The organism is Stenotrophomonas sp. BIGb0135 (genome assembly GCF_024810105.1).
Taxonomy (GTDB): Bacteria; Pseudomonadota; Gammaproteobacteria; order Xanthomonadales; family Xanthomonadaceae; genus Stenotrophomonas; species Stenotrophomonas maltophilia_AB.
In genome coordinates, this window is sequence record NZ_JANUDX010000008.1 from 20,926 (window position 1) to 46,824 (window position 25,899).

The following is a 25,899-nucleotide window of genomic DNA, read 5'->3' on the forward strand; positions in this document are numbered from 1 at the left end:
CCGGTCCCGAAGGACCGGTCGTATGGTGGAGGTGGGCGGAATTGAACCGCCGTCCGAAGGCACTCCATCCCCGGTTCTACATGCTTAGCGCACCGTTGGATCTCATCCTGTGGCAGCACGGCGTGCAAAGCGCACCCCAGGACCAGCCTGCTTTAGTTAAGTCGTGACTGACAGGCAGCCATCACAACCGGTTCCGTGATAATGACCCTACATCTACGAGCACGGGCACAAGTAGGTTCGGGGGTTCGCCTTAGGCGGCTGTAGAACTAAAGCAACTGCTGCTGTTTAGGCGGCGATTGCGAAGTCCGAACCGTAGTTGTCGTCGTTGGCAACTAGAAGTTTGCTGCTGGATTAACGAGGAAAGCTGCCCCCTCGGCATGCACCAAGTAACTTCACAACCCCCGTCGAAACCAATGCACCCCCGGTTTCTTCAAGAACCGCAAGACATCTGGCGACCCAGACGCTACTTGACAGGGCTGATGCTACTCCAAAGACGCTGAACAGTCACGCACGGCGTTGCCGCGCAGGGGCGTCGTAGCCAATCCGTGCGGCCCTTTGTTAAGGTTTCTGAAATTTCGCCAGGACGCCATGGAGGCGGCTCCGCATGATCAAACCCCTGTGCATTGCAGCGCTTGTTGGGCTGTCGCTTACCGGCTGTGCCACGTTCGAATACGGCACGCCGTATGCGCCGGTGCAGGCAGTACCGGACAAAGCCACCGTGGTGGTGTATCGGGCGAAGGCTGGCTTCCTGGCGCCCCTGGGCAAGGCGCCGATGCCCTTCGAAGTGGATGGCGTGGCGCAGGGGGCGTTGAACCCGGACAGTTTCCGCACGCTGCACCTGGCGCCCGGTGATCGCCTCTTCAACGCGCGCAGCGGGGTAATCGATCTTCGCCGGCGCGCCGATCTGGTTGCCGGCACGGTCCAGTTTGTCCGCGGCAGCTGCTATTACGTGTTGACCGAGGCCTTCTGCAAGCTGGAGCCGGTGGAGGCGTCGGTGGGGCAGGCGGAAGTGGCCGGGCTGCGCGAGTCGGTGGGCAGCCGATAGACGGCCCTGCGTGGCAGGGCCGAGGGGTTCGGTCCGCCGCACCCAGCGCGCCGGCGGCGTGGCCGGCGCCCCGTGAGCGTAGTCAGTCCGCGCCACCGGCGGCACCGCCAGGTTGAACCGCAGGCAGCGCTGCACGCGGGCGGCCGGTGCAGCCACGTTCATTAGGGGTGGCAGACGGCGTCGCTCTGGTGCGCGATCAGTGCCGGCAACGTGGCCGGGCAGTTGCTTCCCTGAGAATCTCGATCGGGCTTCCGTGCCCGTCCGCGGACCGCTGCGGGCGGAGCTTCAGCGCTTGCCTTCGCGCTGCCGCTTGCTATCGGCCTGGTGCTTGGCCTTGAGCTTGCGCTGGTGGTTCTGCTCGTTGCGCAGGCTGATGGCCTGCTTGCGGGCTTCCGGCTGCACCTGCACCGTCAGGGCGTCGATGCGGGCGATCAGGCGGCGGTGTTCCAGGCTGTCGTAGGTCTGGTTTTCCGAGGCGTCGCGCTTGGCGTTGCGGCCCAGGTAGGTGAGCACCTTGAGCAGCGCGGCCGGATCCATCGCGCGGGTCAGTTCGGCGAAGATCGATTCGTATGCGGCGACGTCGGCCTGGAGCTCGGCGGTTGGATCCGCGCTCGGGGCGGTGTCCTGGGGGATTTCCTGTGTCACGCAATGCTCCAGACGGGTAATAGGCGGGGATTCTGACACTTGTGCGTGCGCTGCGGGAAATCGCGGCCTCGCGCGCTGCCTGGCCGCGTCGTCGCCCCATTCCGCCCGACCGCGACAAACCCCTGCAACCCGGCGCACAACCGCCGCGCCGGTGGCGGTAGAGGCTGGCGGTGTCGTGACTGTTCCCTGCAGCACGGCACGGCAGCGCCGCCAGCCCCCCTTTGCGGGCGGCGCTGCCCCTTCTTTCTTTCATGGAGAGCCAGAATGGGCATCATCGACGGACAGCCGTTGGCAGTGGATCGGACGCACGCGGCGCTGGCGCGCCTGGAATCGGATGTGATCTTCGGGTGCGTGTTCCTCGGTTTCGTCACCCACATGCTCGGCAGCGGCGAGACGCCGCGTTGGGACGTGGACAGTGGCGATGAGGACGCGGGCAGGCAGCAGGCCGACCTGCAGGACGTATTGAACCGGATCGGCGCGCTGACCGGGGTCGAGGGCGCGGTCGTGCAGGCCGGCAAGAGTCCCACCTACGACGGTGGCCAGGCGCTGCAGCTGGCGATCGCCTCGCCGTTGAAGGACGGCAAGGCGCACGCGGGCAGCGTGCAGTGGTCGCGGCATGTGGCCGACCACATCAGCAGGATCGTGACCAGCAAGAAGAGCTGGCTGTTTGGCCTGATCACCCGCAGCGGCCCCTCTGAGCTGCTGGAGTTCACCTTGGACAACGAGCGTGGCGCCTACTACGGCATCGTCGACGATCCGGCCAACACGGTGCCCAAGGTGATCAGCTCGGTGCGCCGGCTGATCCCCTACGGCAGTGAAGGGGGCCGCTGGCGGTACGGCATGGAGTACCACGGCCTGATCGGCTACGACAGCGACGCCACCCTGCACACGGCACGGACCACGCCCAAGCAGGCGGGCTCGATCGAGCCCACCGGGCTGATCGGCAGCTGGGACGGGCGCGGCAAGGTCTGTGGCTATTGCCACGGCATGGTCTGGGCGCTGGCCGAGGTGCGCTGCAACTACCCGCAGGGCAAGCCGTTCGAGCTGGCGCTGGGCAAGCAGACGCACAAGCTGTCCTCGTGCTTTGGCTGCAGCACCTTCCAGCTGGCCAACGGCCGCGTGGCCAGTTCGATGCACCTGGGTCGCTCGGAGTCCTGGGTGCCGCTGCCCGAGGACGAGAACGCCACCGCGCCCTTCAGCACCGGACTGGCCGTGGAGAGCGTCGACGGGCAGGTGGGCGCCAAGGAGCGCCGCGACCGCGAGGTCTTCGCCGACATGAACAAGGCCTGGGCCGAACACGTGGCGGCCTGGCTGTTGATGGGCGCCGAGCGGGTGCGGCGGGCCGGCCGGGGGACCTTTTCGGCGCAGGTGCTGGAGACGGCGGCGGCGCTGTCCGCCGAGGCAGGGCGGCGCAGCCAGCGCGGGGCGGCCAACCTGTTCCTGGATGCGCTGACGGTGCACGACAAGGACCTGAACCGGCTCAAGCGCTTCCTCGACCCCGCGCCGCACTGAGCGGCGCAGCCGCCGGCAGTCTCTGCCGGCGGTGCTGTGGCGCGCAGGCGCGGCGGGGCAGGGCGCCGGCCGCCGTGGCTCAGAGCCGCTTGCGCAGGTACAGCCGCTGGTGGCCCGGCGGAAAGTCCTCGAGCCGGCCGAAGATCGCGTAGCCCTGCTTGAGGTAGAAGCCCTCGGCCTGCCAGGAAAACGTGTCGAGCATGACCGAGCGCGCCCCGAGGGCGCGTGCCTGTTGTTCGGCATCGGCGAGCAGGGCGTGCCCCAGCCCGAGGCCGCGATGGCGCTCGTCCACCCACAGGGCATGCACGCTCAGCCAGCCGCCGTAGACATCGGCGACCAGGCCGGCGCAGGGCGTTCCGTGCGCATCGCGGATCACGCGGTTGAGCGCCTGGTCATCCAGCGCCGCCCCGCAGGCGGCACGGTTGAAGGCGCGCAGACCGGCGAACACCGCCGCCGCGTCGTCGGCACCGGCCGGCTCGATACGGGGCGATGCGTGCGGGCCGGGCATCAGGCGTCGCGGTTGTGGCGGCGCATGGTCCGCGACTTTTCGCGGGCCCAGTCGCGGTCCTTCTCGGCGTCGCGCTTGTCGTGGGTCTGCTTGCCCTTGGCCAGTGCGACCTCGAGCTTGATCTTGTTCTTGCTCCAGTACATCGCCGTCGGCACGATCGTGTAACCGTCGCGCTCGACCTTGCCGACCAGCTTGTCGATCTCGCTGCGATGCAGGAGCAGCTTGCGCTCGCGGCGGTCGTTGGCGACCACGTGGGTGGAGGCCTGGATCAACGGGGTGATCTGGGCGCCGATCAGGAAGATCTCGCCCTGCTTGACGTACGCGTAGGCGTCCACGATGTTGCCGCGCCCGGCGCGGATCGACTTGACCTCCCAGCCCTGCAGGGCCAGGCCGGCCTCGAAGCGATCTTCGATGTGGTACTCGTGACGGGCACGCTTGTTGAGCGCGATGGTTTTGTTGGCCGTCGCGCCCTTTGCTTTATCCTTGCCGCTGTTCTTGCTCATTTCCCTATTGTCTCCGATTCGGGCACGCCCGGTCGATTCATCTGACATCTGTATCGCATGCCCACAATCCGCCGTAGTGCCCTGGTCGAACATTCGGCTGCCCGTATGTTCGATCTGGTCAATGATATCGAGGCCTATCCGCGCCGGTTCCGCTGGTGCTCGGCGTCGCAGATCCTGGAATCCGCGCCGGACCGCCTGGTGGCGCGCCTGGACCTGGGGCTGGGGTCGTTCTCGACCTGGTTCATGACTGAAAACACCTTGCAGCGCCCGAGCAGCATCGACATGCAGCTGCGCGATGGTCCGTTCAAGCGCCTGCACGGCCGCTGGGAGTTCCATGCACTGGCCGAGGAGGCCTGCAAGGTGACCCTGACCCTGGAGTTCGAGCCGAACTCGCGCCTGCTCGGGCCGGCGCTGGCACTGGGCTTCCAGGGCCTGGCCGACCGCATGGTCAATGATTTCGTGCGCGTTGCCGACGGGCAGGACTGAGCCGTGATCAGCGTGGAGGTGGTACTGGCCTGGCCCGACCGCGTGGCGTCGCGCCAGGTGCAGCTCCCCGATGGGGCGACGGTTGCCGACGCCATCGCCGCTGCCGCGCTGGACGGCAGTGACGCCTGCCCGGCGGTGGCCGTGCACGGGTTGCTGGCCCGGCCGCTCCAGCTGCTGCGCGATGGGGACCGGGTGGAACTGCTGCGCCCCCTGCTGGCCGACCCGAAGGACAACCGCCGCCGGCGCGCACGCGCCGGCAGCTGAATGCGCCTGCCGCCTCAGCGGCCGCCGCGCTTCTTCTTGTCCTTGGCCAGGTTGCGACCGAACTGGCGCACCGTGGTCTTGGCCAGGTCGGCGTCGTTGTTGGCGAAGTACTCGCCGTCCCAACGGGTCACCGCGTCATTCTCGAAATACACCGTGAAGTTCTTCACTTCGGTCTGGCCCAGGCGGTTCACGCGCTGGCTGGCGGTGTAGTCCCAACGCTGGGCGTGGAACGGATCCGGGATCGAGGGGGTGCCGAGCAGCGCGTTGACCTGCTGCTTGCTCTGGCCCACCTGCAGCTGACCGACGGCCTGCTCCCGGACCAGGTTGCCCTGATAGATGGGTTGCTTATAGATGATGCCGCAGCCCGTGGTGGACAGGGCAACGGCGGCGACCAGCAGGAGATTGCGCATCGGAAAGGGCGTTTGGGGAAATCCAGTCGATGATACACTCACGACGCGTCGCCGCGACCCAATCCGAGGCAGCTGGCGCTAAATCGCCAATGAACGGAGAACTATGGAAACCCACGACCTGCGTAAAGTCGGCCTGAAGGTGACCCATCCGCGGATGCGGATCCTGGCGTTGCTCGAACAGCGCAATGCCCAGAACCACCAGCACCACATGACCGCCGAGGACATCTACCGCCAGCTCCTGGAGCATGGCGACGAGATCGGCCTGGCCACGGTGTATCGCGTGTTGACCCAGTTCGAGGCCGCCGGCCTGGTGCTGAAGCACAATTTCGAAGGCGGCCAGGCCGTCTACGAGCTGGACCGCGGCGGCCACCACGACCACATGGTGGACGTGGACAGCGGCAAGATCATCGAATTCGAAAGCCACGAGATCGAAGAACTGCAGCGCAAGATCGCGGCCGATCACGGGTACGAGCTGGAAGAGCACTCGCTGGTGCTTTACGTGCGCAAGAAGCGTCGGTAACGGCCCGGCGGCCGGTCATCGGACCGCCGCAGGCCAGCAGATCGCGTGACTGGACCCCGGGCCCTGGCCCGGGGTTCCTGAGTTTCAGCGTGCGCACACCGGGACGGCGTCCGGCAACAGGGCCTGCAGGTCCACCGCCGCCGCCATCGCGTGGTTGCCGGCATCGCCGGGGTGCAGGTGATCGCCGGAATCGAAGGCGGCGGCCAGGCGTGCCGGATCGGCGGGATCGCGCAGCACCGCGTCGAGGTCGATCACCGCATCGAAGGGACTGTCGCTGCGCAGCCAGGCGTTGAGTTGCCGGCGCAGGGCGTCCTTGTCTGGCTGGTAATAGTCCTCCAGCGGGGTGCCGGGCAGCGCACCGGCGAACGGCGGCAGGGTGGCACCGAGGATGCGCACGCCGCGGGCATGGGCGCGTGCGACCAGACTGCGATAGCCGGCCTGCAGCTGGGCCAGCGACGGCGCCGGTTCGGTGCGGGCGAAGGCGGTGCCAGGCCAGCCGATGTCGTTGGTTCCGAGGAGTACGATCACGCTGGCGAGGCCGGGTTGGTCGAGCACATCGCGCTGGAAACGGGACAGGGCGGCCTCGCCCATGCCATCGCGCAGCAGGCGGCCCCCGGAGATGCCGGCGTTGACCACGGCAACGCCCTGCGGCGCCAGCCGCGCGGCGAGGTGGTCGGTCCAGCGCTGGTCGCGGTCCAGGCTGGCGGTCGCACCATCGGTGATCGAATCGCCGATCACGGCCACGCTGCGTGCGCAGGCGGCCCGCTCCACATCCAGCCCCGAGACGAACAGGCGGGCGGTCGTGGTTGCCGCGTCTGTCAGTGCCGGGGCCAGGGTCTGGTCACCGGCGGCGAACGCGGCGGTCTGCCGGCCGTCCCAGTGAAAGGTCTGCAAGGGCGTGCGCCCGGCGACGTAGACGCTCACCTGCACCGCCTGCAGATCGCGGGTTGCCAGTGCCAGCGGGTCGCTCACGCGTTCCTCGCCGGGGCCGATCACCACGCCGGTGCGCCCATCGAAGGCGAGTGCCAGCGGCGTCCGGCCCGGGCCGGCGGCGGCACTGGCAGCATCGATCCGCAGGGGCTGTTGACCATACGCATTGCTCAGGCGGACCCGCAATTGGCGGCCACCCAGGCTGAGGCGCACGGTCTGGCGGAACGTCTGCGCGGCCAACTGATCGGGGATCAGCGTAGGGAACAGGAACCGTGCGTTCCAGACCGGTTGCGGGCTGGCCTGCCCGCTGGCGACCCATGCTGGCGACGGCACGGCGGTGGCCGCCGCGGCGGTCGAGGAGGCGAGCAGGGTGGTGGCGACAAGGCGGGTGAGTGCGTGCATCGGGTGATCCATCGGCGGGGGGAACCCCATGGTGATTCGCCAGCCACCTGTGAACTAGACTGCTCCCGGACAATCATCTGTGAACTGGATTCATCCCATGGCAGGCACCGACATCAACCGTTCCGGCGAACTGGAAGTCTTCGTCCGGGTCATCGACAGCGGCGGCTTCTCGGCGGCGGCGCGCTCGCTGGAGTTGAGCCCGTCGGCGGTCAGCAAGCTGGTGTCGCGGCTGGAGCAGCGGTTGGGCACGCGCCTGCTGCAACGCTCGACGCGCCAGGTGCAGCTCACGCCGGAAGGCTGCGCGTTCTACGAGCGCGGGCTGCGGGTGCTGGCCGATCTGGACGAGGCCGAGCGCTGCGCCAGCGCCCATGCCGAACCGCGCGGGCGCCTGCGGGTCAACGCGAACGTGCCGTTCGGGCACCACTTCCTGCTGCCCTTGCTGCCCGAGTTCCTGGCCCGGCATCCACAGGTCGGGGTGGACGTGGTGCTGACCGACGAGGTGATCGACCTGCTCGAACAGCGCACCGACGTGGCGGTGCGGGCCGGGCCGTTGAAGAGTTCCCGCCTGGTCGCGCGACGATTGGGGGCGACGCGGATGATGATCGTGGCGGCGCCGGCCTACGCCGCCCGGCACGGCCTGCCGCAGAGCGCGGAGGCACTGCTGGCGCACAACCGCCTCGACATCGGCCACCCGCGCGCGCTGTCGGGCTGGCCGCTGCTCGTGGACGATCAGCGCCGGGTGGTGCCCATCGACGGCAGTGCCCGGGCCAGCGATGGCGAAGCACTGCGGCGACTGGTGCTGGGCGGGGTGGGCATGGCGCGGCTGGCGGCGTTCCAGGTGCAGGACGACATCGCGGCCGGGCGCCTGCTGCCGGTGCTGGAACAGGCCAACCCCGGCGACCTTGAGGAGGTGCACGCGGTGTTCCAGGGGCAGGGCGGCTACCTGCCGCTGCGGGTGCGCGCCCTGCTGGATTTTCTGGTGGAACGGGTCGACCTGGAACGGCCGCTGGGGTGAGCGGCGCCTGGCTAGCCGGCACCGCCAAGCGCCGGCCAGCGACCGCTGCCGGCCGTCAGACCTGCAGCAGCTTGCGGGCCGCGGCGCGGGCTTCCTTGCTGACTTCCACGCCGCCGAGCATCCGCGCCAGCTCTTCTTCGCGGGCCTTGGTGTCCAGCTTTTCCACCGCGCTCTGGGTCATGCCGTCCACCGGTGCCTTGCTGACCCGGTAATGGGCGTGACCCTTGGAGGCGACCTGCGGCAGGTGGGTGACGCACAGCACCTGGCGCTTTTCGCCCAGGGCCCGCAGCTTGTGCCCGACGATATCGGCCACGGCACCGCCGATGCCCGAATCGACCTCGTCAAAGACCATGGTGGGCACCGCGTCCAGGTCGAGCGCCGCCACTTCGATCGCCAGCGAGATGCGCGACAGCTCGCCACCGGAGGCGACCTTGCGCAGCGCGCGGGGCGGCTGGCCGGCATTGGCGGCGACCAGGAATTCGACCCGTTCGGCACCATTCGGGTCCGGTTTGGACACCGCCTGCGGCTCGATCTCGATCAGGAACTGGCCACCGCCCATGCCGAGCTCGCCGATCAGGGTGGTGGTGGTGTCCGAGAGCGCCTTGGCGGCCTTGCGGCGGCTGCTGCTGAGGACGTCGGCGACCACCTGCCATTGCCCGGCGGCCCGCTCGATTTCGCCGGCCAGCGCCTGCAGGCGCACGTCGGCGCCGCGAAGCTGTTCCACCTCGGCCTGCATCGCGTCGCGGTGTTCGCCCAGGCTTTCCATCGGCACGCGGTGCTTTCGGGACAGGTCGTGCAGCCGGCCCAGGCGGCGCTCGATGTCCTCGAACTGCTCGGGATCGGCGTCCAGGTCGCCCAGCACGCGGTCCAGCAGGACCAGCGCTTCATGCAGCTGGATGACGGCGCTGTCGAGCAGGGCATCCACCTCGCCCAGGCGCGGGTCGTGCTCGGCCACGCGGGACAGCTCGTGGCGGGTCTGCTGCAACAACTGCAGCGCCGAGGTGTCGTCGTCGCCGTTGAGGCGGGCCACGGCCACGTCGCAGGCGGCGATCAGCGCGCTGGCATGCGCCTGGCGACGGTGGCTGCTGCCGAGCTGCTCGATCGAGGCCGGTTCCAGGTCTTCGCGTTGCAGTTCGCCCAACTGGTGCTCCAGGTAGCCGATGCGGTCGCTGACATCGCCCTGGCGCGACAGAGACTCGGCCTCGTCCACCAGCGCCTGCCAGCGCGCGGCGGCCTGGCGGACCTGGCCGCGCTCGGCCTCGTTGCGGGCGAAGGCATCCAGCAGGGCCAACTGCGAGGGCCGCGCCAGCAGGGCCTGCTGTTCATGCTGGCCGTGGATTTCGACCAGCGTGGCGGCCAGTTCGGTCAGCTGGGTCAGCGTGACCGGGCGCCCGTTGATCCACGCCCGCGAGCCGCCGTCGGCGCGGATGATCCGGCGCAGCTGGCACTGGTCCTCGTCGTCGAGCTCGTTCTCGCGCAGCCAGCGCCGCGCGGCGGCATCCGGTTCCGGGGCGAATTCGGCCGACAGCTCGGCACGCGCGGCGCCGTGGCGGACCACGCCGCTGTCGGCGCGCAGGCCGGACAGGAAGCCGAGCGCGTCGACCATCAGCGACTTGCCGGCGCCGGTCTCGCCGGAAACCACGGTCATGCCCGGCCCGAATTCGAGTTCGGTAGCGCGGACGACGGCAAAATCCTTGATCGATAGATGTCTGAGCATGGTTGTCTGTTCTCGAGCCGCGCAAAGCTAGCATGGGTGGACGGCAGCACCAATGACTTGCCTTCGCTCCCCGCAGCCATTATCTAAGGTGGCGTCTCACAGGCTGATTCCATGCACCCATCTGCGTCACATCTTGCGCCCCGCGCCCGCCACCTGCTGCGGACGCTGATCGCACGCCACATCCAGGATGGCGAGCCGGTCGGGTCGCAGACGCTGGCGCGACTGGCCGGGCTGGATGTCAGCCCCGCCACCATCCGCAACATCCTGGGTGACCTGGAGGACCTGGGCCTGCTCAGCTCGCCGCATACCTCGGCCGGGCGGGTACCCACCGCGCACGGCTATCGGGTGTTCGTGGACAGCCTGGTCAAGATGCAGCCGCCCGGCGAGGGCGAGCTCAGCCGGCTGCGCACGGAGCTGGCCACCGGCAACGGCACCCAGGCGCTGTTGGGCAGTGCCTCCGAGCTGCTCTCGGCCATGAGCCATTTCGTGGGCGTGGTCAGTGCGCCGCGGCGCGAGCAGTTCGCCTTCCGGCATATCGATTTCGTGGCCCTGGATGCGCGCCGGGTACTGGCGATCCTGGTGTTTGCCGACAACGAAGTGCAGAACCGGGTGATCGAGCCGCGCCGCGCCTTCGGCCCGGGAGAGCTGGAGCAGGTGGCCAACTACCTCAATGCCAACTGTGCCGGGCGCCCGCTGGCCGAGATCCGCCAGCGCCTGTTGCTGGAACTGCGCGATGCGCAGTCGGAGATGGAGCAGTTGCTGGCCCACGGCATCGAGCTGGCCGAGCAGGCGCTGGTGCCGCCGGCCGATGACATGGTGCTGGCCGGCGCGACCCGGCTGATGGGCGTGCAGGACCTGTCCGACCTGGAGCGGTTGCGCGAGCTGTTCGACGTGTTCGCCAGCAAGCGCGAGATCCTGCAGCTGCTCGAGCGCACCATCCAGGCCCCGGGCGTGCGCATCTTCATCGGCGAAGAGACCGGGGTGATGCCGCTGGAAAGCGTATCGCTGGTGACCGCGCCGTATTCGGCCGGCGGCCAGGTGCTGGGCGTGCTGGGGGTGATCGGCCCCAAGCGGATGGCCTACGACCGCATGATCCCGCTGGTGGAGGCCACCGCCCAGGTGCTGGGGGCGGCGCTGGCGGACCCGGCGGGCGGCGGATTGTCCCGGGATCGGGCATAAAACCCGCCGCCGGGCTCTTGAATCCCGACCCCGCGCCCACATAGGGGTGGGTGGAGGCGGAGAGTCACCGCCAAGGATCCGGAAATGAACCAAGATCAGCCCGATATCGCATCCCAGAATCCCGCCGGTGAGCCGGCTGCCGAGCCGTCTCTGCAGCAGCAGCTGGACAGCCTGCACAACGAGGTGGCCCTGCTGCGCGCCGAGTCGCTGCGCGAGCGCGCCGACCTGGACAACCAGCGCAAGCGCGTGGCCCGCGACGTCGAACAGGCACGCCGCTTCGCCAACGAAAAGCTGCTCGGCGAACTGCTGCCGGTGTTCGACAGCCTGGACGCCGGCCTCAACAGCGCCGGTGCCGAGCCCGGCCCGCTGCGCGAAGGCCTGGAGCTGACCTACAAGCAGCTGCTCAAGGTGGCCGCCGACAACGGGCTGACCCTGCTCGACCCGACCGGCCAGCCGTTCAACCCGGACCACCACCAGGCCATCAGCCAGGTCGACGCGCCCGGCGCGGCCCCGGGCAGCGTGGTCCAGGTGTTCCAGAAGGGTTACCTGCTCAACGATCGCCTGCTGCGCCCGGCCCTGGTCGTGGTCGCCCGCGATTGATCGCCAGCGGACGCTGAACGGGTTTTGCCAGCATCGGACACTGTGTTTGGTGGATGGCTTGAAAGTCCCGGCAGCGTCCCACACATCCCATTCATAACCCGGCAACTGCCGGATTCCCAGAACTTTCAGGAGTCTCCCTCATGGGCAAGATCATTGGTATCGACCTCGGCACCACCAACTCGTGTGTGGCGATCATGGACGGCGGCAAGGCCCGCGTCATCGAAAACGCCGAGGGCGACCGCACCACGCCGTCCATCGTCGCCTACACCAAGGACGGCGAAGTGCTGGTGGGTGCCTCGGCCAAGCGCCAGGCCGTCACCAACCCGAAGAACACCTTCTACGCCGTCAAGCGCCTGATCGGCCGCAAGTTCACCGACGCTGAAGTCCAGAAGGACATCGCGCACGTGCCCTACGGCATCCTGGCCCACGACAACGGCGACGCCTGGGTGCAGACCAGCGATGCCAAGAAGATGGCGCCGCAGGAAATCTCCGCGCGCGTGCTGGAGAAGATGAAGAAGACCGCCGAAGCCTTCCTGGGCGAGACGGTCACCGAGGCGGTGATCACCGTGCCGGCCTACTTCAACGACAGCCAGCGCCAGGCCACCAAGGACGCCGGCCGCATCGCCGGCCTGGACGTCAAGCGCATCATCAACGAGCCGACCGCGGCCGCGCTGGCCTATGGCCTGGACAAGGGCGACAACAAGGATCGCAAGATCGTGGTGTACGACCTGGGCGGCGGCACCTTCGACGTGTCGGTGATCGAGATCGCCAACGTCGACGGTGAGAAGCAGTTCGAAGTGCTGGCCACCAACGGCGACACCTTCCTGGGCGGCGAAGACTTCGACAACCGCGTCATCGAGTACCTCGTCGACGAGTTCAACAAGGACCAAGGCATCGACCTGCGCAAGGACCCGTTGGCCCTGCAGCGTCTGAAGGACGCCGCCGAGCGCGCCAAGATCGAGCTGTCCAGCGCCCAGCAGACCGAAGTGAACCTGCCGTACGTCACCGCCGACGCCTCGGGCCCGAAGCACCTCAACATCAAGCTGACCCGCGCCAAGCTGGAAGCGCTGGTGGAAGAGCTGATCAAGAAGTCGATCGAGCCGTGCCGCGTGGCGTTGAACGACGCCGGCCTGCGCTCGAGCGACATCAGCGAAGTGATCCTGGTCGGTGGCCAGACCCGCATGCCGAAGGTGCAGCAGGCGGTCACCGAGTTCTTCGGCAAGGAACCGCGCAAGGACGTCAACCCGGACGAAGCCGTGGCACTGGGTGCGGCGATCCAGGGTGGCGTGCTGGGCGGCGACGTCAAGGACGTGCTGCTGCTGGACGTGACCCCGCTGTCGCTGGGCATCGAGACCATGGGCGGCGTGTTCACCAAGATCATCGAGAAGAACACCACCATCCCGACCAAGGCCTCGCAGGTGTTCTCCACCGCCGAGGACAACCAGTCGGCCGTGACCGTGCACGTGCTGCAGGGTGAGCGCGAGCAGGCCCGCTTCAACAAGTCGCTGGCCAAGTTCGACCTCTCCGGCATCGAGCCGGCCCCGCGCGGTATGCCGCAGGTGGAAGTGTCCTTCGACATCGACGCCAACGGCATCCTGCACGTGTCGGCCAAGGACAAGAAGACCAACAAGGAACAGAAGGTCGAGATCAAGGCCGGTTCGGGCCTGTCCGAGGACGAGATCGCGCGCATGGTGGCCGATGCGGAAGCCAACCGCGAAGAAGACAAGAAGTTCCACGAGCTGGTCCAGGCCCGCAACCAGGCTGACGCGCTGATCCACGGTACCCGTACCGCGATCACCGAGCACGGCAGCAAGGTCGGCGGCGACGTGATCGGCAAGGTGGAGTCGGCCCTGGCCGACCTGGAAACCGCCATGAAGGGCGACGACAAGGCGCAGATCGAAGCCAAGTCGAAGGTGCTGGAAGAAGCCGGCCAGGCGCTGTTCGCTGCCTCGGCGGCGGCCGAGCAGGGCGGTGCCGCCCCGGGCCCGGATGCCGGTGCCAACAACGGCGCGCACGACGATGTGGTCGACGCCGAGTTCACCGAAGTCAAGGACGACAAGAAGTCCTGATCCGGACCCGACCCGGGACGTTGCGCAGGCAGCGTCCCGTTGTCGTTTCCCCTGGGTCCTGGCAACTGCATCGCAGCTTGTCGGGGCGCCCCGGCGCAAGAGCGGACCTGGTTCCGCTCTTCCGCTTTGACGAATCCCGACTTCCGGAACCCGATTCAACACCATGAGCAAGCGCGATTACTACGAAGTGCTGGGCGTCTCCCGCACGGCGACCGAAGAAGAGCTGAAGAAGTCCTATCGCCGTTGTGCGATGAAGTACCACCCCGACCGCAACCCGGGTGACAGCGCGGCCGAAGCCTCCTTCAAGGAGTGCAAGGAAGCCTACGAAACCCTGTCGGACACCAACAAGCGGCGCATGTACGACGCGCACGGCCATGCCGCGTTCGAGCACGGCATGGGCGGCGGTGGCGGCGGTGGTGGCCCGGACATGGGGGACATCTTCGGTGACATCTTCGGCAACATCTTCGGCGGTGCCGGGGGTGGCCAGCGCCAGGCGCGTCGCGGTGCCGACGTCGGCTACGTGATGGAGCTGGACCTGGAAGAAGCGGTGATGGGCGTGGAACGCCGCATCGAGATCCCGACCCTGGCCGAGTGCGACGACTGCGATGGCAGTGGTTCCGAAGACGGCAAGGTGGATACCTGCAGCGTGTGCCATGGCCACGGCCAGGTCCGCATCCAGCGCGGCATCTTCGCCATGCAGCAGGCCTGCCACAACTGCAACGGGCGCGGCAAGATCATCCAGAACCCGTGCAAGACCTGCCACGGCAATGGCCGCGTGGAGGAAGACAAGGTGTTGTCGGTGAAGGTGCCTGCGGGCGTCGATACCGGCGACCGCATCCGCCTGTCCGGCGAAGGCGAGGCCGGTCCGGCCGGCACGCCGCCGGGCGATCTGTACGTGGAAGTGCGGGTGCGCGAGCACGCGATCTTCCAGCGCGATGGCGACGACCTGCACTGCGAAGTGCCGATCCGCATTTCGCAGGCCGCGCTGGGCGACACCGTGCGCGTGGCCACCCTGGGCGGGTACGCGGAAATCCGCATCCCGGCCGAAACCCAGACCGGCAAGCTGTTCCGGTTGCGCGGCAAGGGCGTGCGTTCGGTGCGCAGCCGCAGCGAAGGCGACCTGTACTGCCGCGTGGTGGTCGAGACCCCGGTCAACCTCACCCCCGAGCAGCGCAAGCTGCTGGAGCAGTTCGAGACCACCTTCACCGGCGAAGAAGCGCGCAAGCACTCGCCGAAGTCGGCGACGTTCATCGACGGCGTGAAGGGTTTCTGGGACCGGATGACGTCGTAAGCGACATCGGTTGCTGTGTCGTACCGAAGGCCCCCTGGAGACAGGGGGCTTTTTTTTCGCCCGTATGCGGGGCAAGCAGAAGCGTGCTTCGAGCCCAGGCGCGGCGGTCGGTGAGTCGGGCGCTGGGGCTCCATTCCTGTTCCGGCGTCGGCCTGCGGCCGGCCCCTCACGCTGCGACGGCCCTTGCAGCACGCCGCTCCCCTCAGACGCGGAGACGAACCTTCTTTCTTTCCCGTCGCCCTGATGGGGAGGTCAATTGCACACGAGGGCATCCCGGCATCTGCGAAGCGCATCGCGTCGCGGTGCCGTGCAGGCTGCCTGCTTCCCGGGCTGATCGCGACCGGTGTGGGTGACTGCGCCCGCAGCGATCTCTACCCTGCCTGGATGAAAAAACGCACCCGTATCGCCCGCGGCGCCGCTCGACCACCGCCTTCGGCGGCACGCCGCGCCTTGTCGGTCGCCGGGGTGGCTGCCGCCCTCACTGCAGGCGCGGTGTCCGCCACGTCATTGGAGACATGCACGCTGGATGCGCGTGACGGGACGCTCGAGCGTCCTCTGCAGTTGGCGCATGGCACGCGATGGACATATTCGGTGGGTGCCGACCATCCTGTGTCGTCCCTTCGCCTGGAGGGGATGTCGGAGCGTCTGACGCGGCTGACGGTGGGGCACGGGGTGCAGCGCGTTGAACACACCGACACCTATGCGGACGTCAATCCGCTTCGCCGGGGGCGAAAGGAAATCCTGCGGTTCCCGCTTGCGGTGGGGGCAGCGTGGGACGATGCGTTCGCCGAACCCGGCGCCGTCGCGCGGGACAACGGGACCTACCGCTACGACTACGAAGAGAAGGGCAGCAGTCGGGTGGTGGCCCTGGAGACAATCAAGCTTGGTGTCGGCCGCGTTCGTACGTACCGCATCGAGCGCAGCGCACTCTGGCGAAAGTCCAACCCCAGGTCGACGGATATGACCGGCCTGCGTTGGCAGGGGCCGGCGGCCGTCGAGGGGCTGGAGCGCAGCATCCGCTGGTACGTGCCCGCGATGGGACGGGTCGTGTTGAAGCGCAGCGTCACCGCGCATCCTTCCTATGCCCTCCATCTCTCGGCCGAGAGCACCTCCCGCGATGTCATCGTCACCGAGCTGGTCGCGTTCGCGTCGCCGGGCGGCTGCCGCGTGGAAGGGCAGCCCATCCACGCGCAACGGTTCGCCGATCGCCCACCGCTGCATTACCCATGGGTCTTCAACGATACCTGGGAGTTCCTGTTGCAGCGTGACCCCCACGTCCCGTACCGGGAAGATCCGGCAGGGTAGACGGGCAGGATGCGGCGTACCGGTTGGGGGATAATGGCGCGGTAGCCCCCACAGTGCCGATGCCATGAACGAATCCCTCGAAAGCCACCTGGTCCACGGTCGCCGCCAGCGCCCGGACGGTCCGTCGCCGGTCGACGTCATCTCGGTACAGTCGCAGCTGGTCTATGGCTACGCCGGCAACAGCGCGGCCGTGCCGCCGCTGCGCGCGCTGGGCGTGCGCGTGGCCGAAGTGCCCACCACGCTGCTCAGCAACGCGCCGTTCTACCCGACCACGCGAGGCCGCGTGCTGCCGGCCGACTGGTTCGCCGAGCTGCTGCTCGGCGCCAGCGAGCGCGGGTTGCCGCAGCGTGCGCGCATGCTGGTCTCCGGGTATTTCGGTAGCGTCGGCAACGGCGCGGCCTTCGCCGACTGGCTGGACCAGGTGCTACCGGCCTCGCCGCAGCTGCGCTACTGCCTGGATCCGGTGATCGGCGACACCCACACCGGCCCCTACGTGGAACCGGGGCTGGAAGCCATCTTCGCCGAGCGCCTGCTGCCACACGCCTGGCTGGTGACGCCCAATGCGTTCGAACTGGGCCGCCTGACCGGCATGCCCAGCCTTGCCGAAGACGATGCCATCGCCGCCTCGCAGGCGCTGCTGGCGCGCGGGCCGGAGTGGGTGCTTGCCCACAGCGTGGGCGGCGAACCGGGCCAACTGGTCACGCTGGCGGTGAGCCGCGAGGCGATCTGGCGCTGGTCCTCGCCGCACCTGCCGGTGGACGTGGCCGGCACCGGCGACGTGCTGATGTCGCTGCTGGTGGCCTTCCTGCTGCGGGGCGAATCGTTCGAGCAATCGATCTCGCGTGCGATCGCCGGCGTGCACGTGGCGCTGGAAACCACGCTGGCCAACGGCCACGAAGAGTTCGACGTGCTGGCCGCCGCACCGGCGGCCCTGGCGCTGCCGCAGCGCTTCGTTCCCGAGCGCCTGGCGTGAGCGCAGCGCCGGTCGTTGGCATCGTCGGCAGTGCCGGCGCCTATGGGCGCTGGCTGCGCGGTTTCCTGCAGCAGCGCATGGGCCTGGAGGTGATCGGCCATGATCCGGCCGACCCGCAATCGGATGTCCCGGAGGTGCTGCTGCAGCGCGCCGACGTGCTGATTTTCTCCGCCCCGATCCGCCACACCCCGGCGTTGATCGCCGATTACGTGGCGCGCTCGGCCGGGCGCGAGGCCGGACGCCTGTGGCTGGATGTGACGTCGGTGAAAAGCGCGCCGGTCGCGGCGATGCTGGCCTCGCAGGCCGAGGTGGTGGGGTTGCATCCGATGACCGCGCCGCCCAAGGCACCTACGTTGAAGGGCCGGGTGATGGTGGTCTGCGAGGCACGGTTGGCGCGCTGGCAGCCGTGGCTGGCGCAGCTGTGCGCGGCGCTGGAAGCCGAGTGCGTGCGCGCCACGCCCGAGCACCATGACCAGGTGATGGCGCTGGTGCAGGCGATGGTGCACGCCACGCACCTGGCCCAGGCCGGCGTGCTGCGCGAGTACGCGCCGTTGCTGGGCGCGCTGCCGGCGCTGATGCCCTACCGCTCGGCGTCGTTCGAACTGGATACGGCGATTATCGCGCGGATCCTGTCATTGAACCCGGCCATCTACGAAGACATCCAGTTCGGCAATCCACACGTCGCGCCCATGCTGGACCGGCTGCTGGCACAGCTGCAGCAGCTGCGCCAGCAGGTCGGGCAGGGCGATGACGCGGCACGCGCGGCCTTCCGCCAACAGCTGCTGCTGGACAACCGCGACAGCCAGGGCGAGGCGGTGCTGGCCGAGGGCAACTACACCTTCGAACGGGTCGGCTACCTGTTGGCCGATCTGACCGAACGCAACGCGATCAGCGTGCACCTGCCCGAAGACCGGCCGGGGTCGCTGCGCGAACTGCTGCATGTGTTCGAACGCCACGCGGTCAGCCTGGCCTCGATCCACTCCTCCAGGACCCCCGCGGGTGAGGTGCATTTTCGTGTCGGCTTCATCGCCGGCAGCGACCCGACCGCGTTGTTGGCCGCCGCAGGCGAGATCGATGCGTCCGGCATCGGCCGCGTGCTGTCGCGTTGATCTGCTGCAACGCCGCATTCATCCACAGGGGGTGTGGATGAGTTGCGCACAAACATGTGGATAACCGCGCGCAGCCCTTGCCGGGAAAGGCTGTCAAGAAGGCTGGCCAGAAAATGACCAGCCGGATGCAAACTATTTTGCTTGACCTTTGTCGGGTTGCCGGGTGGGCTCAGGTGGTCAGGGTCAACTCACCGCCGCGGGTGCGGTACTGACGCCCGTCGCGGACCAGGTGGCGACCGTCGGCAAGTTCGTAGCGGGTCTCGGCGGCAGCCGCGGCGGCATCGCCTGTCTGCTCCTGCTTGAACTCGATGATGACGTAGCTTTCGCCGTTGGCGTCGGTGGCGGGGAACTGTCGGAACGACATGGAACACCTCCTGCAGCGCGGGTCTGGGACCCGCGCACGATGCAACGCACGGCGTTAGCGGTGCGTCATCAATCGATGAACTGCAGCTTGGCCAGCTCCGCGTACAGGCCACCTTCGGCCAGCAGCTCCGCATGGGTGCCCTGGGCGACGATGCGCCCGTGGTCCATCACCACGATGCGGTCGGCCTTGAGTACCGTCGCCAGGCGATGGGCGATGACCAGCGTGGTGCGCCCGGCCATCAACCGCTCCAGCGCCTGCTGCACCGCACGCTCGCTCTGTGCGTCCAGTGCGCTGGTGGCTTCGTCCAGCAGCAGGATCGGTGCATCCTTGAGCAACGCCCGTGCGATCGCGATGCGCTGCTGCTGGCCGCCGGACAGGCGCGCGCCGCGCTCGCCCAGTTCGCTCAGGTAGCCCTCGGGCAGGGCCTGCAGGAATTCATCGGCCTCGGCCGCCTCGGCCGCACGTTGCACCTCTTCGTCAGTGGCTTCCAGCCGGCCGTAGCGGATGTTGTCCAGCGCGGTGCTGGCAAACAGCGTGGGCTGCTGCGGTACCAGCGCCATCTGCGCGCGCAGTGCGGCCGGGTCGACCTGGCGCACGTCCACCTCGTCGACCAGGATGCGACCGCTGGCCGGATCGTGGAAACGCAGCAGCATCGACAGCACCGTGCTCTTGCCGGCACCGGAGGGGCCGACCAGGGCGACGGTCTCACCGGGGCGCACGTGCAGGTCGAAATGTTCCAGCGCGGGGGTATCCGGGCGCTGCGGATAGTGGAACACCACATCCTCGAAACGGATCTCTCCGCGCAACGGCTGCGGCAGTGGCTGGGGATTGGCCGGGCTGGTGATCTCGACCTCTTCCTGCAGCAGTTCGGCGATCCGGCCCATGCCGCCGGAGGCGCGTTGCAGCTCGTTCCATACCTCGGCCAGGGCACCGACCGAGCCGCCGCCGATCAAGGCATACAGCACGAACTGGCCCAGCGTGCCGGCGCTCATGCGGCGATCGATGACATCGTGCGCGCCCAGCCACAGCACCCCGACGATCGCGCCGAACACCAGCACGATGGCGGTGGCGGTGACGATCGACTGCGCACCGATGCGGCGTCGCGCGGCGCGGATCGATTCGCCCAGCGCGGCGTTGAAACGGCCGCGCTCGTACGGTTCGCGCGCATGCGCCTGCACTGTGCGCACCGCGCCCAGGGTCTCGGCGGCCAGGCTGTTGGCATCGGCGATGCGGTCCTGGCTGGCGCGCGAGATGTTGCGCAGCCGGCGGGCGCCGATGATGATCGGCAGCACCGCCAGCGGGATGCCGACCAGCGACCACGCCGCCAGGCGCGGGCTGGTCACGAACAGCATCACCAGGCTGCCGACCACGGTGACGCTGCTGCGCAGCGCCACCGACATGGTCGAGCCGATCACGCTGCGCAGCAGTTCGCTGTCGGCGGTCAGCCGCGAGACCAGCTCGCCGCTGCGGCTGCGGTCGTGGAAGCCGGCGCCGAGCGCGATCAGGTGCGCGTACAGGCGACTGCGCAGGTCCGCCACCACCTTTTCGCCCAGCAGCGAGACGAAGAAGAAGCGCGCGGCGGTGGCCAGCGCCAGCAGCACGGCGACCAGGAACAGCAGCGCAAAGGCGCGGTTGATCTGGCCGTTGTCGTTGAAGCCGTGGTCGATCATCTGTTTGACCGCGGGCGGCAAGCTCAGCGTGGCCACCGAGGACAGCGCCAGTGCCACCAGCCAGGCCACGAACAGGCCGGTATGCCGGCGCACGAACGGCCACAGCGTGCCGAGGCTGCCAAGCCGACGTACCGCCGTGGCCGGCGGGGGAGGAGTATCAGTCATTCAGGTGGCCTGGTTCGGTGCATGTTTCGATGCGGATACGATCACGGGTGGCGTCGCGCAGGCGGTTTTTCAACGGGTCGGCCTGATCGGCCGGCAGCTGCAGTTGCATCTCCACCCCGGAGGCGGTGAAGGTTTCGGCCTGCTTCTCGGCGCCATGGGCGGCCAGGGCGGCGTGCAGGGCGCCGAGGTCGTCGAAGCCGGCCTGCAGCCGCAGCGTGGCCAAGGCGACCAGCGGCAGGCGGGGGGCGATGCGCAGGCACTCGGCGGCGGTGCCGCCGTAGGCGCGGACCAGCCCACCTGCCCCCAGTTTGATGCCGCCATACCAGCGGATCACCACCACCACCACGCTGTCGAAGCCCTGGCCGTCGATCGCAGCCAGGATCGGGCGACCGGCGGTACCGGCCGGCTCGCCGTCGTCGCTCGAGCGGTACTCGCTGCCGTGCCGGTAGGCCCAGCAGTTGTGCGTGGCATCGGCTACCGCCACCTGCTGCAGGAAGGCCAGCGCGGCAGCGGCATCGTCGATCGGCGCGGCATGGGCGATGAAGCGGCTGTGCTTGATCTCCAGGCTGTGGCTGACGACGGTGGCGAGCGTATCGGGCATTGCCGCCATTGTAGTGGGCTGGCTACGCCCGGGTGGGTCAGTTGTCCAGCAACTGGCGCACGTCGCGCGGCACGCGCGCTTCGGGATAGTGCTGCAGGTAGCGTTCCAGGCTGGCGCGCGCGGTCTCCAGGTCGCCGGCATCGCGGCGTTCGCGGATCCGGGTGAGCCACTGCTTGCGCGGCAGCAGCGCATCGGCATCGACGGCGGCGTCCACCGCGCTGGCCGGGGCATCGGCGGCGACCCGGGCGGGCGCCGCGCGACGCATCACCCCGGCGGCGCTGCGGGCCGACTCGGCGGCGATCGGCGCGACGGGGGCCTGGTTGGCCTTGAACGGCACTGGCGCGCTGGTGGGGCTGACGCTGTCCAGCACCGGTGCCGCCTCCGCCGCGCGCGCGTCGTCCTGGCGCGGGGCAGCGGCTGGCGCAGGCGGCGCGGGTGGGGCAGGTGGGGTCACGATCGGAGCCGCCGGTGCGGGCAGCCTGGGCGCGGCCTCGCGCTGCGCGCGCGGCGCGTCCGTGGCCAGCTGCGCCGCCGGCGCTGGTGGTGCCGCGGCGGGGGCCGTCGCCTGCTTGGCCGCCTCCACCGGGGCCGGCGTGCGTTCGGCCGTTGCCGGGGCGACGGCTGCCTCGGCAGGGGCAGCCTGCGGCGCCGCAGCGGCCGGTGCGCCCTCGGCCAGCGGCGGCGGGGGCGATGTATCGGGCTTGAGCTGCCAGGCGATGCCCACGGCAAACACCACCGAGGCGGCCAGCCCGAGTGCCGCCGGCAGGCGCGAGCGCGGACGCCGCTGGCGCGCGATCGGTGCGGTCGACGGCGCTTCCGCCACCGCCGTGGCGACCGGTTGCGGCTGCACGGCGGCGCGCGCGGCGGCCAGCACCGCCTCGTCCAGTGCCGCCGAGGGCGCGTGCGGCGCCGCGCGGCCGAGCAGGCGCGCCAGTTCGCGTTCTTCGGGGGTCAGCGGATCGGACGGGTTCATTCGGACACCCCTGCACGCAGCTTGTCCATGGCGTAGCGCAGCCGCGATTTGACCGTTTCGCGGCCCACGCCGGTGATCTGGGCGATCTCTTCCAGGCTCAGCTCCTGCTCCAGCCGCAACTGCAGTACCTCACGCTGTTCATCGGGAAGCTGCTCCATCGCCAGTTGCAGCTGACGGCGCTGTTCGAACTCGGACAGCTGCGACTCGGGCGTATGCGTGTCGCTCATACGTGCCACCCGCTCCTCGGCGTCGCCAGGGGCGGGCGGACGGTGGCGTGCGGCGCGCCAATGATCGTTGAGCCGATTGTGGGCAATCCGGAACAGCCAGGTGGTGAAGGCGGCCTCGGGCTGCCAGCCGGCGCGGGCGGCGATCACCCGCTGCCACACGTCCTGGAACATCTCGTCGGCCAGTGCCGCATCGCGCAGCTGGCGCAGCAGGAAGCTGTACAGGCGGCTGCGGTGGCGGGCGTACAGGGTGTCGAACGCACGCAGCTCGCCGCCGGCCCAGGCCAGCATCAGCGACTCATCGGTTGGCAGGGCGGCGGCATCCACGGCGCACAGAGTAAGCGCTGGGCAGGATTCCGCATAGCTGGGCGGGCGCGCGAGGGTAACGGACGACATGGCCGGCGATGGCAGCGAAGACGAGGGGTTCAACGTACGGTGGCGCTGAACGGGGTTGCGGGCTTCCATTGCCCCCCGGTGGGCGCGCTATGCTCAGGGCAGGGGAGGTACCGGGACTCCGGTGCCAGAAGAGATGAACATGCTGTCCAGCCAGATGGTGACGTCCGTGGGGCATCCTGATCGTGACGCCGTGGTATCCGCTGCGCTTGCGCAGTCGCTGTGCGCGTTGCTTGCTGGCGACGCGCAGGTGGCGCTGGCGTGGGTGGACCCCGGGCTGGGCGAAGGCTGCCGCGCCCATCCGGCGCCGCCCCAGGGCACGGCCGCGTTGCTGGAGTCGCTGTTGGGCGATGTGGCAGGTCCCGACCGTTCGTTGCGTCGTTGGCAGGACCAGGGCAGTGAACTGGCGGTGCGGGTGCTGACGGCGGACGCCGCGCCGGATGACGGCTGGTGGGCGATCGCGCAGCAGTCCCTGCAGGATGCCCTGGCGCTGGCGCGGCAGCGCGAGCAGATCCGCTCCCTGGAGACCTCCAAGCGGCTGCAGCAGGCGCTGTACGAGATCGCCGACCTGGCCGGCGCGGACCTGGAGATGACCGAGATGCTTCGGCACTTCCACCGCGTGCTGAACTCGCTGATGTACGCGCAGAACTGCTACATCGTCGAGTACGACGACATCCGCCGGCGGGTGCGGTTCCTGTACTTCGCCGACCAGCGCGACACCTTCGAGGCCGACCCGGACCGCAGCTACGAAGAACACGAGATGCCGCGCAGCCTGACCTTCGCGCTGCTGCGCCACGGCCAGCCGTTGAGTGGGCCGTCCAACGAACTGCTGGCGGCGATGAACGACGAGTACGACCCCAGCCGTGGCCCGGAGAGCCTGGACTGGATGGGCGTGCCGATGCTGCGCGAGGGCCGCGTATGCGGCGCCATCGTGGTGCAGAGCTACGAGCAGCGCGTGCGCTACAACGAGGCCGATCGCACCCTGCTGGGCTACGTGGCCCAGCACATCTTGACCGCGATGGACCGGCGCCAGGCACAGGTGCAACTGGAGCGCCAGGTGGAGCGGCGCACGCTGGAACTGCAGCGCGCCAACCGCAGCCTGCAGGACGAAGTGGTGGAACGCCGGCGCGCGGAGAAGCTGCAGCTGGCGCTGTTCAACATCGCCGAGATGGCGATGAGCGCCGAAAGCCTGGCCCAGTTCTACGTGCAGGTGCACGGCGTGGTCGGCACGCTGCTGGATGCGCGCAATTTCTACATCGCGCTGGTCAATGAGGGCGGCGACGGGCTGGATTTCGTCTATTCGGTGGACGAGTACAACGCCTCGCGCGCACCCCGTCCCTTCAGCAAGGGGCTCACCGAGTTCATCGTGCGCAACCGCCAGCCGTTGCTGGCCTCGCGCGAACACATCGACGCACTGCGCGCCTCCGGCCGGGTCCGCGAGTTCGGCGCGCGCTCGCATTGCTGGCTGGGCGTGCCGCTGCTCAGCGACGATGACGTGGTGGGAGTGATCGTGGTGCAGAGCTATTCGCCGGAGGTGAGTTTCACCGCGCACGACCAGCGCCTGCTGACCTTCGTTGCGCAGAACATCGGCAATGGCCTGGCCCGCCAGCGCGACCAGGAACGCCTGCGCAACGCGCACGCCGAGCTGGAGAAGCGCGTGGAGGAACGCACCCGCGAGCTGGCCGAGGTCAACGACAAGCTGCTCGGGCAGATCGGCGAGCGCCTGCGCGCCGAACAGCGGCTGACCCACCAGGCCATGCACGATGCGTTGACCGGGTTGCCCAACCGCCTGCACCTGCTGGATCGGCTGGAAGATGCCATCGCGCGCGCGCGGGTGCCCGACGGCCCGCGCTTTGCGGTGCTGTTCCTGGACCTGGACCGCTTCAAGCTGGTCAACGACAGCATCGGCCACGCCGCCGGCGACCAGATGCTGGTCGAGGTGGCCAAGCGGATCGTATCGATGATCGGCAGTGGCGACGTGGTGGCGCGACTGGGCGGCGACGAATTCGCGATCCTGCTGCAGTGCGAACACGGGCTGGAGACCGCGCGCGATTTCTCGCAGCGGATGCTGGTGGCGCTTGAAGAATCGATGTGGGTGCAGGGCCGGGAGCTGTTCCCGTCCGGCAGCCTGGGCATCGCCTTGTGGAACCCGCGCTATCGCAACGGCGAGGAGCTGGTGCGTGACGCGGATGCGGCCATGTACCGGGCCAAGGCACAGGGCAAGGACCGCTGCGCGGTGTTCGACGAGGCCATGCGCGAGGAGGCGCTGCGCAGCCTGGACCTGGAAGCGGACCTGCGCCGGGCGATCATCAACCGCGACTTCCTGCCGTACTACCAGCCGATCGTGCGCCTGGGCGATGGTGCGGTGGTGGGCTACGAGGCGCTGCTGCGCTGGCAGCACGAGCGCCGCGGGTTGCTGCTGCCGAGCGCATTCCTCGATCTGGGGGAAGAGAGCGGGCTGATCGAGCAGGTCGACTGGCTGCTGTACGAGGACGTGATCGGGCAGCTGGCGCAGGGCGGCGAAGGCTACCTGTCGGTCAACGTGTCGCCGCGGCATTTCCGGTCGGCCGACTTCAGCGCGCGCCTGTTCGGCCTGATCGAGGCGGCGGGCGCGGACCCGCGCCGGTTGCGTCTGGAGATCACCGAGGTGGCGTTGCTCGACGACGGCCCACGCACCTTGCGCATCCTGCAGCAGCTGCGCGAGCGCGGGGTGCTGGTGCAACTGGATGATTTCGGGACCGGCTTCTCGGCGCTGTCCTACCTGCACCGGTTCCCGATCTCCACCTTGAAGATCGACCAGAGCTTCATTGCCGGCCTGCACGGGCAGGACATGCAGAGCACCTATGCTCTGGTGCAGGGCGTGCTGTCGCTGGCGCGCACGCTGGGCATCGAGACGGTGGGCGAGGGCATCGAGAACGATGCGCAGCGCCGGACCCTGCTGCAGTTGGGCTGCGACTACGGGCAGGGCTACCTGCTGGGGCGGCCGGCGCCGATGGAGACGTTCGCGGCGAAGTAGTGCCGGCCGT

25 protein-coding genes and 1 other RNA gene are annotated in these 25,899 nt (G+C 68.8%); 14 read left to right on the forward strand and 12 right to left on the reverse strand.

What is annotated here, in order from left to right:
• Positions 1-23: 23 nt before the first annotated feature.
• Positions 24-423: a transfer-messenger RNA gene (gene ssrA, locus M2421_RS15305) on the reverse strand.
• 181 nt (positions 424-604) lie between these two features.
• On the opposite strand from ssrA, the gene M2421_RS15310 reads away from it, so the two are divergent.
• Positions 605-1,045: a hypothetical protein gene (locus M2421_RS15310; RefSeq protein ID WP_259208277.1), complete on the forward strand. Its 441-nt coding sequence runs from the start codon at positions 605-607 to the stop codon at positions 1,043-1,045.
• A gap of 285 nt (positions 1,046-1,330) precedes the next feature.
• Here the strand turns inward: M2421_RS15310 and M2421_RS15315 are convergent, their stop codons facing one another.
• Positions 1,331-1,690, reverse strand: a complete 360-nt coding sequence (locus M2421_RS15315) for a hypothetical protein (protein WP_259208279.1) — start codon at positions 1,688-1,690, stop codon at positions 1,331-1,333.
• 264 nt (positions 1,691-1,954) lie between these two features.
• Here M2421_RS15315 and M2421_RS15320 point away from each other — a divergent pair, with 264 nt between their 5' ends.
• A complete protein-coding gene (locus M2421_RS15320; RefSeq protein WP_259208281.1) occupies positions 1,955-3,202 on the forward strand; it encodes a hypothetical protein in 1,248 nt (415 codons plus the stop codon).
• A gap of 79 nt (positions 3,203-3,281) precedes the next feature.
• Here the strand turns inward: M2421_RS15320 and M2421_RS15325 are convergent, their stop codons facing one another.
• Both M2421_RS15325 and smpB read right to left on the reverse strand, forming a co-directional pair.
• Entirely contained in the window at positions 3,282-3,710 is a 429-nt protein-coding gene (locus M2421_RS15325; RefSeq protein ID WP_259208283.1) for a GNAT family N-acetyltransferase, read from the reverse strand.
• On the reverse strand, positions 3,710-4,213 hold the full coding sequence (gene smpB, locus M2421_RS15330) for an SsrA-binding protein SmpB (protein WP_259208285.1): 504 nt from the start codon (positions 4,211-4,213) through the stop codon (positions 3,710-3,712). Before smpB ends, M2421_RS15325 begins: the two co-directional genes overlap by 1 nt.
• 57 nt (positions 4,214-4,270) lie before the next feature.
• On the opposite strand from smpB, the gene M2421_RS15335 reads away from it, so the two are divergent.
• A complete protein-coding gene (locus M2421_RS15335) occupies positions 4,271-4,699 on the forward strand; it encodes a type II toxin-antitoxin system RatA family toxin (RefSeq protein ID WP_259208287.1) in 429 nt (142 codons plus the stop codon).
• A gap of 3 nt (positions 4,700-4,702) precedes the next feature.
• Positions 4,703-4,963: an RnfH family protein gene (locus M2421_RS15340; RefSeq protein WP_259208288.1), complete on the forward strand. Its 261-nt coding sequence runs from the start codon at positions 4,703-4,705 to the stop codon at positions 4,961-4,963.
• A 14-nt stretch (positions 4,964-4,977) separates the two neighbouring features.
• Here the strand turns inward: M2421_RS15340 and bamE are convergent, their stop codons facing one another.
• On the reverse strand, positions 4,978-5,373 hold the full coding sequence (gene bamE / locus M2421_RS15345) for an outer membrane protein assembly factor BamE (protein WP_259208290.1): 396 nt from the start codon (positions 5,371-5,373) through the stop codon (positions 4,978-4,980).
• Positions 5,374-5,476: 103 nt separating this feature from the next.
• On the opposite strand from bamE, the gene fur reads away from it, so the two are divergent.
• The gene (gene fur, locus M2421_RS15350) at positions 5,477-5,893 is read left to right on the forward strand and encodes a ferric iron uptake transcriptional regulator (protein ID WP_259208293.1); all 417 of its coding nucleotides are present in this window, start codon (positions 5,477-5,479) and stop codon (positions 5,891-5,893) included.
• Positions 5,894-5,977: 84 nt separating this feature from the next.
• Here fur and M2421_RS15355 read toward each other — a convergent pair whose 3' ends face one another.
• Positions 5,978-7,225, reverse strand: coding sequence for an SGNH/GDSL hydrolase family protein (locus M2421_RS15355; protein WP_259208296.1), 1,248 nt, complete (start codon positions 7,223-7,225; stop codon positions 5,978-5,980).
• Positions 7,226-7,322: 97 nt separating this feature from the next.
• On the opposite strand from M2421_RS15355, the gene M2421_RS15360 reads away from it, so the two are divergent.
• Entirely contained in the window at positions 7,323-8,240 is a 918-nt protein-coding gene (locus M2421_RS15360) for a LysR family transcriptional regulator (RefSeq protein ID WP_259208298.1), read from the forward strand.
• A 55-nt stretch (positions 8,241-8,295) separates the two neighbouring features.
• Here M2421_RS15360 and recN read toward each other — a convergent pair whose 3' ends face one another.
• Positions 8,296-9,957 carry a DNA repair protein RecN gene (gene recN, locus M2421_RS15365; RefSeq protein WP_259208300.1) on the reverse strand — a complete coding sequence of 554 codons (1,662 nt, stop codon included), beginning with the start codon at positions 9,955-9,957 and terminating at the stop codon, positions 8,296-8,298.
• A 111-nt stretch (positions 9,958-10,068) separates the two neighbouring features.
• Here recN and hrcA point away from each other — a divergent pair, with 111 nt between their 5' ends.
• The 7 genes from hrcA to M2421_RS15400 all read left to right on the forward strand — a co-directional run bounded on the left by hrcA (position 10,069) and on the right by M2421_RS15400 (position 18,483).
• Entirely contained in the window at positions 10,069-11,136 is a 1,068-nt protein-coding gene (hrcA, locus tag M2421_RS15370; protein WP_259208302.1) for a heat-inducible transcriptional repressor HrcA, read from the forward strand.
• 84 nt (positions 11,137-11,220) lie between these two features.
• A complete protein-coding gene (gene grpE, locus M2421_RS15375; protein WP_259208304.1) occupies positions 11,221-11,736 on the forward strand; it encodes a nucleotide exchange factor GrpE in 516 nt (171 codons plus the stop codon).
• A 140-nt stretch (positions 11,737-11,876) separates the two neighbouring features.
• Positions 11,877-13,805 (forward strand): molecular chaperone DnaK, encoded by a 1,929-nt coding sequence (dnaK, locus tag M2421_RS15380; RefSeq protein ID WP_259208307.1) that lies wholly within the window; start codon positions 11,877-11,879, stop codon positions 13,803-13,805.
• 163 nt (positions 13,806-13,968) lie between these two features.
• On the forward strand, positions 13,969-15,096 hold the full coding sequence (gene dnaJ, locus M2421_RS15385) for a molecular chaperone DnaJ (protein WP_259208309.1): 1,128 nt from the start codon (positions 13,969-13,971) through the stop codon (positions 15,094-15,096).
• A gap of 384 nt (positions 15,097-15,480) precedes the next feature.
• Positions 15,481-16,401, forward strand: a complete 921-nt coding sequence (locus M2421_RS15390; protein ID WP_259208311.1) for a hypothetical protein — start codon at positions 15,481-15,483, stop codon at positions 16,399-16,401.
• Positions 16,402-16,465: 64 nt separating this feature from the next.
• A complete protein-coding gene (gene pdxY, locus M2421_RS15395) occupies positions 16,466-17,374 on the forward strand; it encodes a pyridoxal kinase (protein WP_259208313.1) in 909 nt (302 codons plus the stop codon).
• Positions 17,371-18,483: a prephenate dehydrogenase gene (locus tag M2421_RS15400; protein ID WP_259208316.1), complete on the forward strand. Its 1,113-nt coding sequence runs from the start codon at positions 17,371-17,373 to the stop codon at positions 18,481-18,483. Before pdxY ends, M2421_RS15400 begins: the two co-directional genes overlap by 4 nt.
• 169 nt (positions 18,484-18,652) lie before the next feature.
• Here the strand turns inward: M2421_RS15400 and M2421_RS15405 are convergent, their stop codons facing one another.
• The 5 genes from M2421_RS15405 to M2421_RS15425 all read right to left on the reverse strand — a co-directional run bounded on the left by M2421_RS15405 (position 18,653) and on the right by M2421_RS15425 (position 22,807).
• A complete protein-coding gene (locus M2421_RS15405) occupies positions 18,653-18,847 on the reverse strand; it encodes a hypothetical protein (RefSeq protein ID WP_259208318.1) in 195 nt (64 codons plus the stop codon).
• A gap of 68 nt (positions 18,848-18,915) precedes the next feature.
• Entirely contained in the window at positions 18,916-20,682 is a 1,767-nt protein-coding gene (locus tag M2421_RS15410) for an ABC transporter transmembrane domain-containing protein (protein WP_259208320.1), read from the reverse strand.
• Complete coding sequence (locus M2421_RS15415; protein ID WP_259208322.1) at positions 20,675-21,283, reverse strand: YigZ family protein; 609 nt, start codon at positions 21,281-21,283, stop codon at positions 20,675-20,677. The genes M2421_RS15410 and M2421_RS15415 overlap by 8 nt, the downstream gene beginning before the upstream one ends.
• A 37-nt stretch (positions 21,284-21,320) precedes the next feature.
• A complete protein-coding gene (locus tag M2421_RS15420; protein ID WP_259208324.1) occupies positions 21,321-22,256 on the reverse strand; it encodes a hypothetical protein in 936 nt (311 codons plus the stop codon).
• Complete coding sequence (locus tag M2421_RS15425; protein ID WP_259208618.1) at positions 22,253-22,807, reverse strand: RNA polymerase sigma factor; 555 nt, start codon at positions 22,805-22,807, stop codon at positions 22,253-22,255. The genes M2421_RS15420 and M2421_RS15425 overlap by 4 nt, the downstream gene beginning before the upstream one ends.
• 202 nt (positions 22,808-23,009) lie before the next feature.
• Between M2421_RS15425 and M2421_RS15430 the strand changes: the two genes are divergently transcribed.
• Positions 23,010-25,889, forward strand: coding sequence for an EAL domain-containing protein (locus M2421_RS15430; protein WP_259208325.1), 2,880 nt, complete (start codon positions 23,010-23,012; stop codon positions 25,887-25,889).
• The last annotated feature ends 10 nt before the right edge of the window (positions 25,890-25,899 follow it).

Excerpts from the sequence above, each read along its gene's own strand:
- M2421_RS15310 (WP_259208277.1), top strand. The coding sequence starts at position 605 with ATGATCAAACCCCTGTGCATTGCAGCGCTTGTTGGGCTGTCGCTTACC.
- M2421_RS15320 (WP_259208281.1), top strand. The coding sequence starts at position 1,955 with ATGGGCATCATCGACGGACAGCCGTTGGCAGTGGATCGGACGCACGCG.
- M2421_RS15325 (WP_259208283.1), bottom strand. The coding sequence starts at position 3,710 with ATGCCCGGCCCGCACGCATCGCCCCGTATCGAGCCGGCCGGTGCCGAC.
- smpB (WP_259208285.1), bottom strand. The coding sequence starts at position 4,213 with ATGAGCAAGAACAGCGGCAAGGATAAAGCAAAGGGCGCGACGGCCAAC.
- M2421_RS15335 (WP_259208287.1), top strand. The coding sequence starts at position 4,271 with ATGCCCACAATCCGCCGTAGTGCCCTGGTCGAACATTCGGCTGCCCGT.
- bamE (WP_259208290.1), bottom strand. The coding sequence starts at position 5,373 with ATGCGCAATCTCCTGCTGGTCGCCGCCGTTGCCCTGTCCACCACGGGC.
- fur (WP_259208293.1), top strand. The coding sequence starts at position 5,477 with ATGGAAACCCACGACCTGCGTAAAGTCGGCCTGAAGGTGACCCATCCG.
- M2421_RS15355 (WP_259208296.1), bottom strand. The coding sequence starts at position 7,225 with ATGCACGCACTCACCCGCCTTGTCGCCACCACCCTGCTCGCCTCCTCG.
- M2421_RS15360 (WP_259208298.1), top strand. The coding sequence starts at position 7,323 with ATGGCAGGCACCGACATCAACCGTTCCGGCGAACTGGAAGTCTTCGTC.
- recN (WP_259208300.1), bottom strand. The coding sequence starts at position 9,957 with ATGCTCAGACATCTATCGATCAAGGATTTTGCCGTCGTCCGCGCTACC.
- hrcA (WP_259208302.1), top strand. The coding sequence starts at position 10,069 with ATGCACCCATCTGCGTCACATCTTGCGCCCCGCGCCCGCCACCTGCTG.
- grpE (WP_259208304.1), top strand. The coding sequence starts at position 11,221 with ATGAACCAAGATCAGCCCGATATCGCATCCCAGAATCCCGCCGGTGAG.
- dnaK (WP_259208307.1), top strand. The coding sequence starts at position 11,877 with ATGGGCAAGATCATTGGTATCGACCTCGGCACCACCAACTCGTGTGTG.
- dnaJ (WP_259208309.1), top strand. The coding sequence starts at position 13,969 with ATGAGCAAGCGCGATTACTACGAAGTGCTGGGCGTCTCCCGCACGGCG.
- M2421_RS15390 (WP_259208311.1), top strand. The coding sequence starts at position 15,481 with ATGAAAAAACGCACCCGTATCGCCCGCGGCGCCGCTCGACCACCGCCT.
- pdxY (WP_259208313.1), top strand. The coding sequence starts at position 16,466 with ATGAACGAATCCCTCGAAAGCCACCTGGTCCACGGTCGCCGCCAGCGC.
- M2421_RS15405 (WP_259208318.1), bottom strand. The coding sequence starts at position 18,847 with ATGTCGTTCCGACAGTTCCCCGCCACCGACGCCAACGGCGAAAGCTAC.
- M2421_RS15410 (WP_259208320.1), bottom strand. The coding sequence starts at position 20,682 with ATGACTGATACTCCTCCCCCGCCGGCCACGGCGGTACGTCGGCTTGGC.
- M2421_RS15415 (WP_259208322.1), bottom strand. The coding sequence starts at position 21,283 with ATGCCCGATACGCTCGCCACCGTCGTCAGCCACAGCCTGGAGATCAAG.
- M2421_RS15420 (WP_259208324.1), bottom strand. The coding sequence starts at position 22,256 with ATGAACCCGTCCGATCCGCTGACCCCCGAAGAACGCGAACTGGCGCGC.
- M2421_RS15430 (WP_259208325.1), top strand. The coding sequence starts at position 23,010 with ATGAACATGCTGTCCAGCCAGATGGTGACGTCCGTGGGGCATCCTGAT.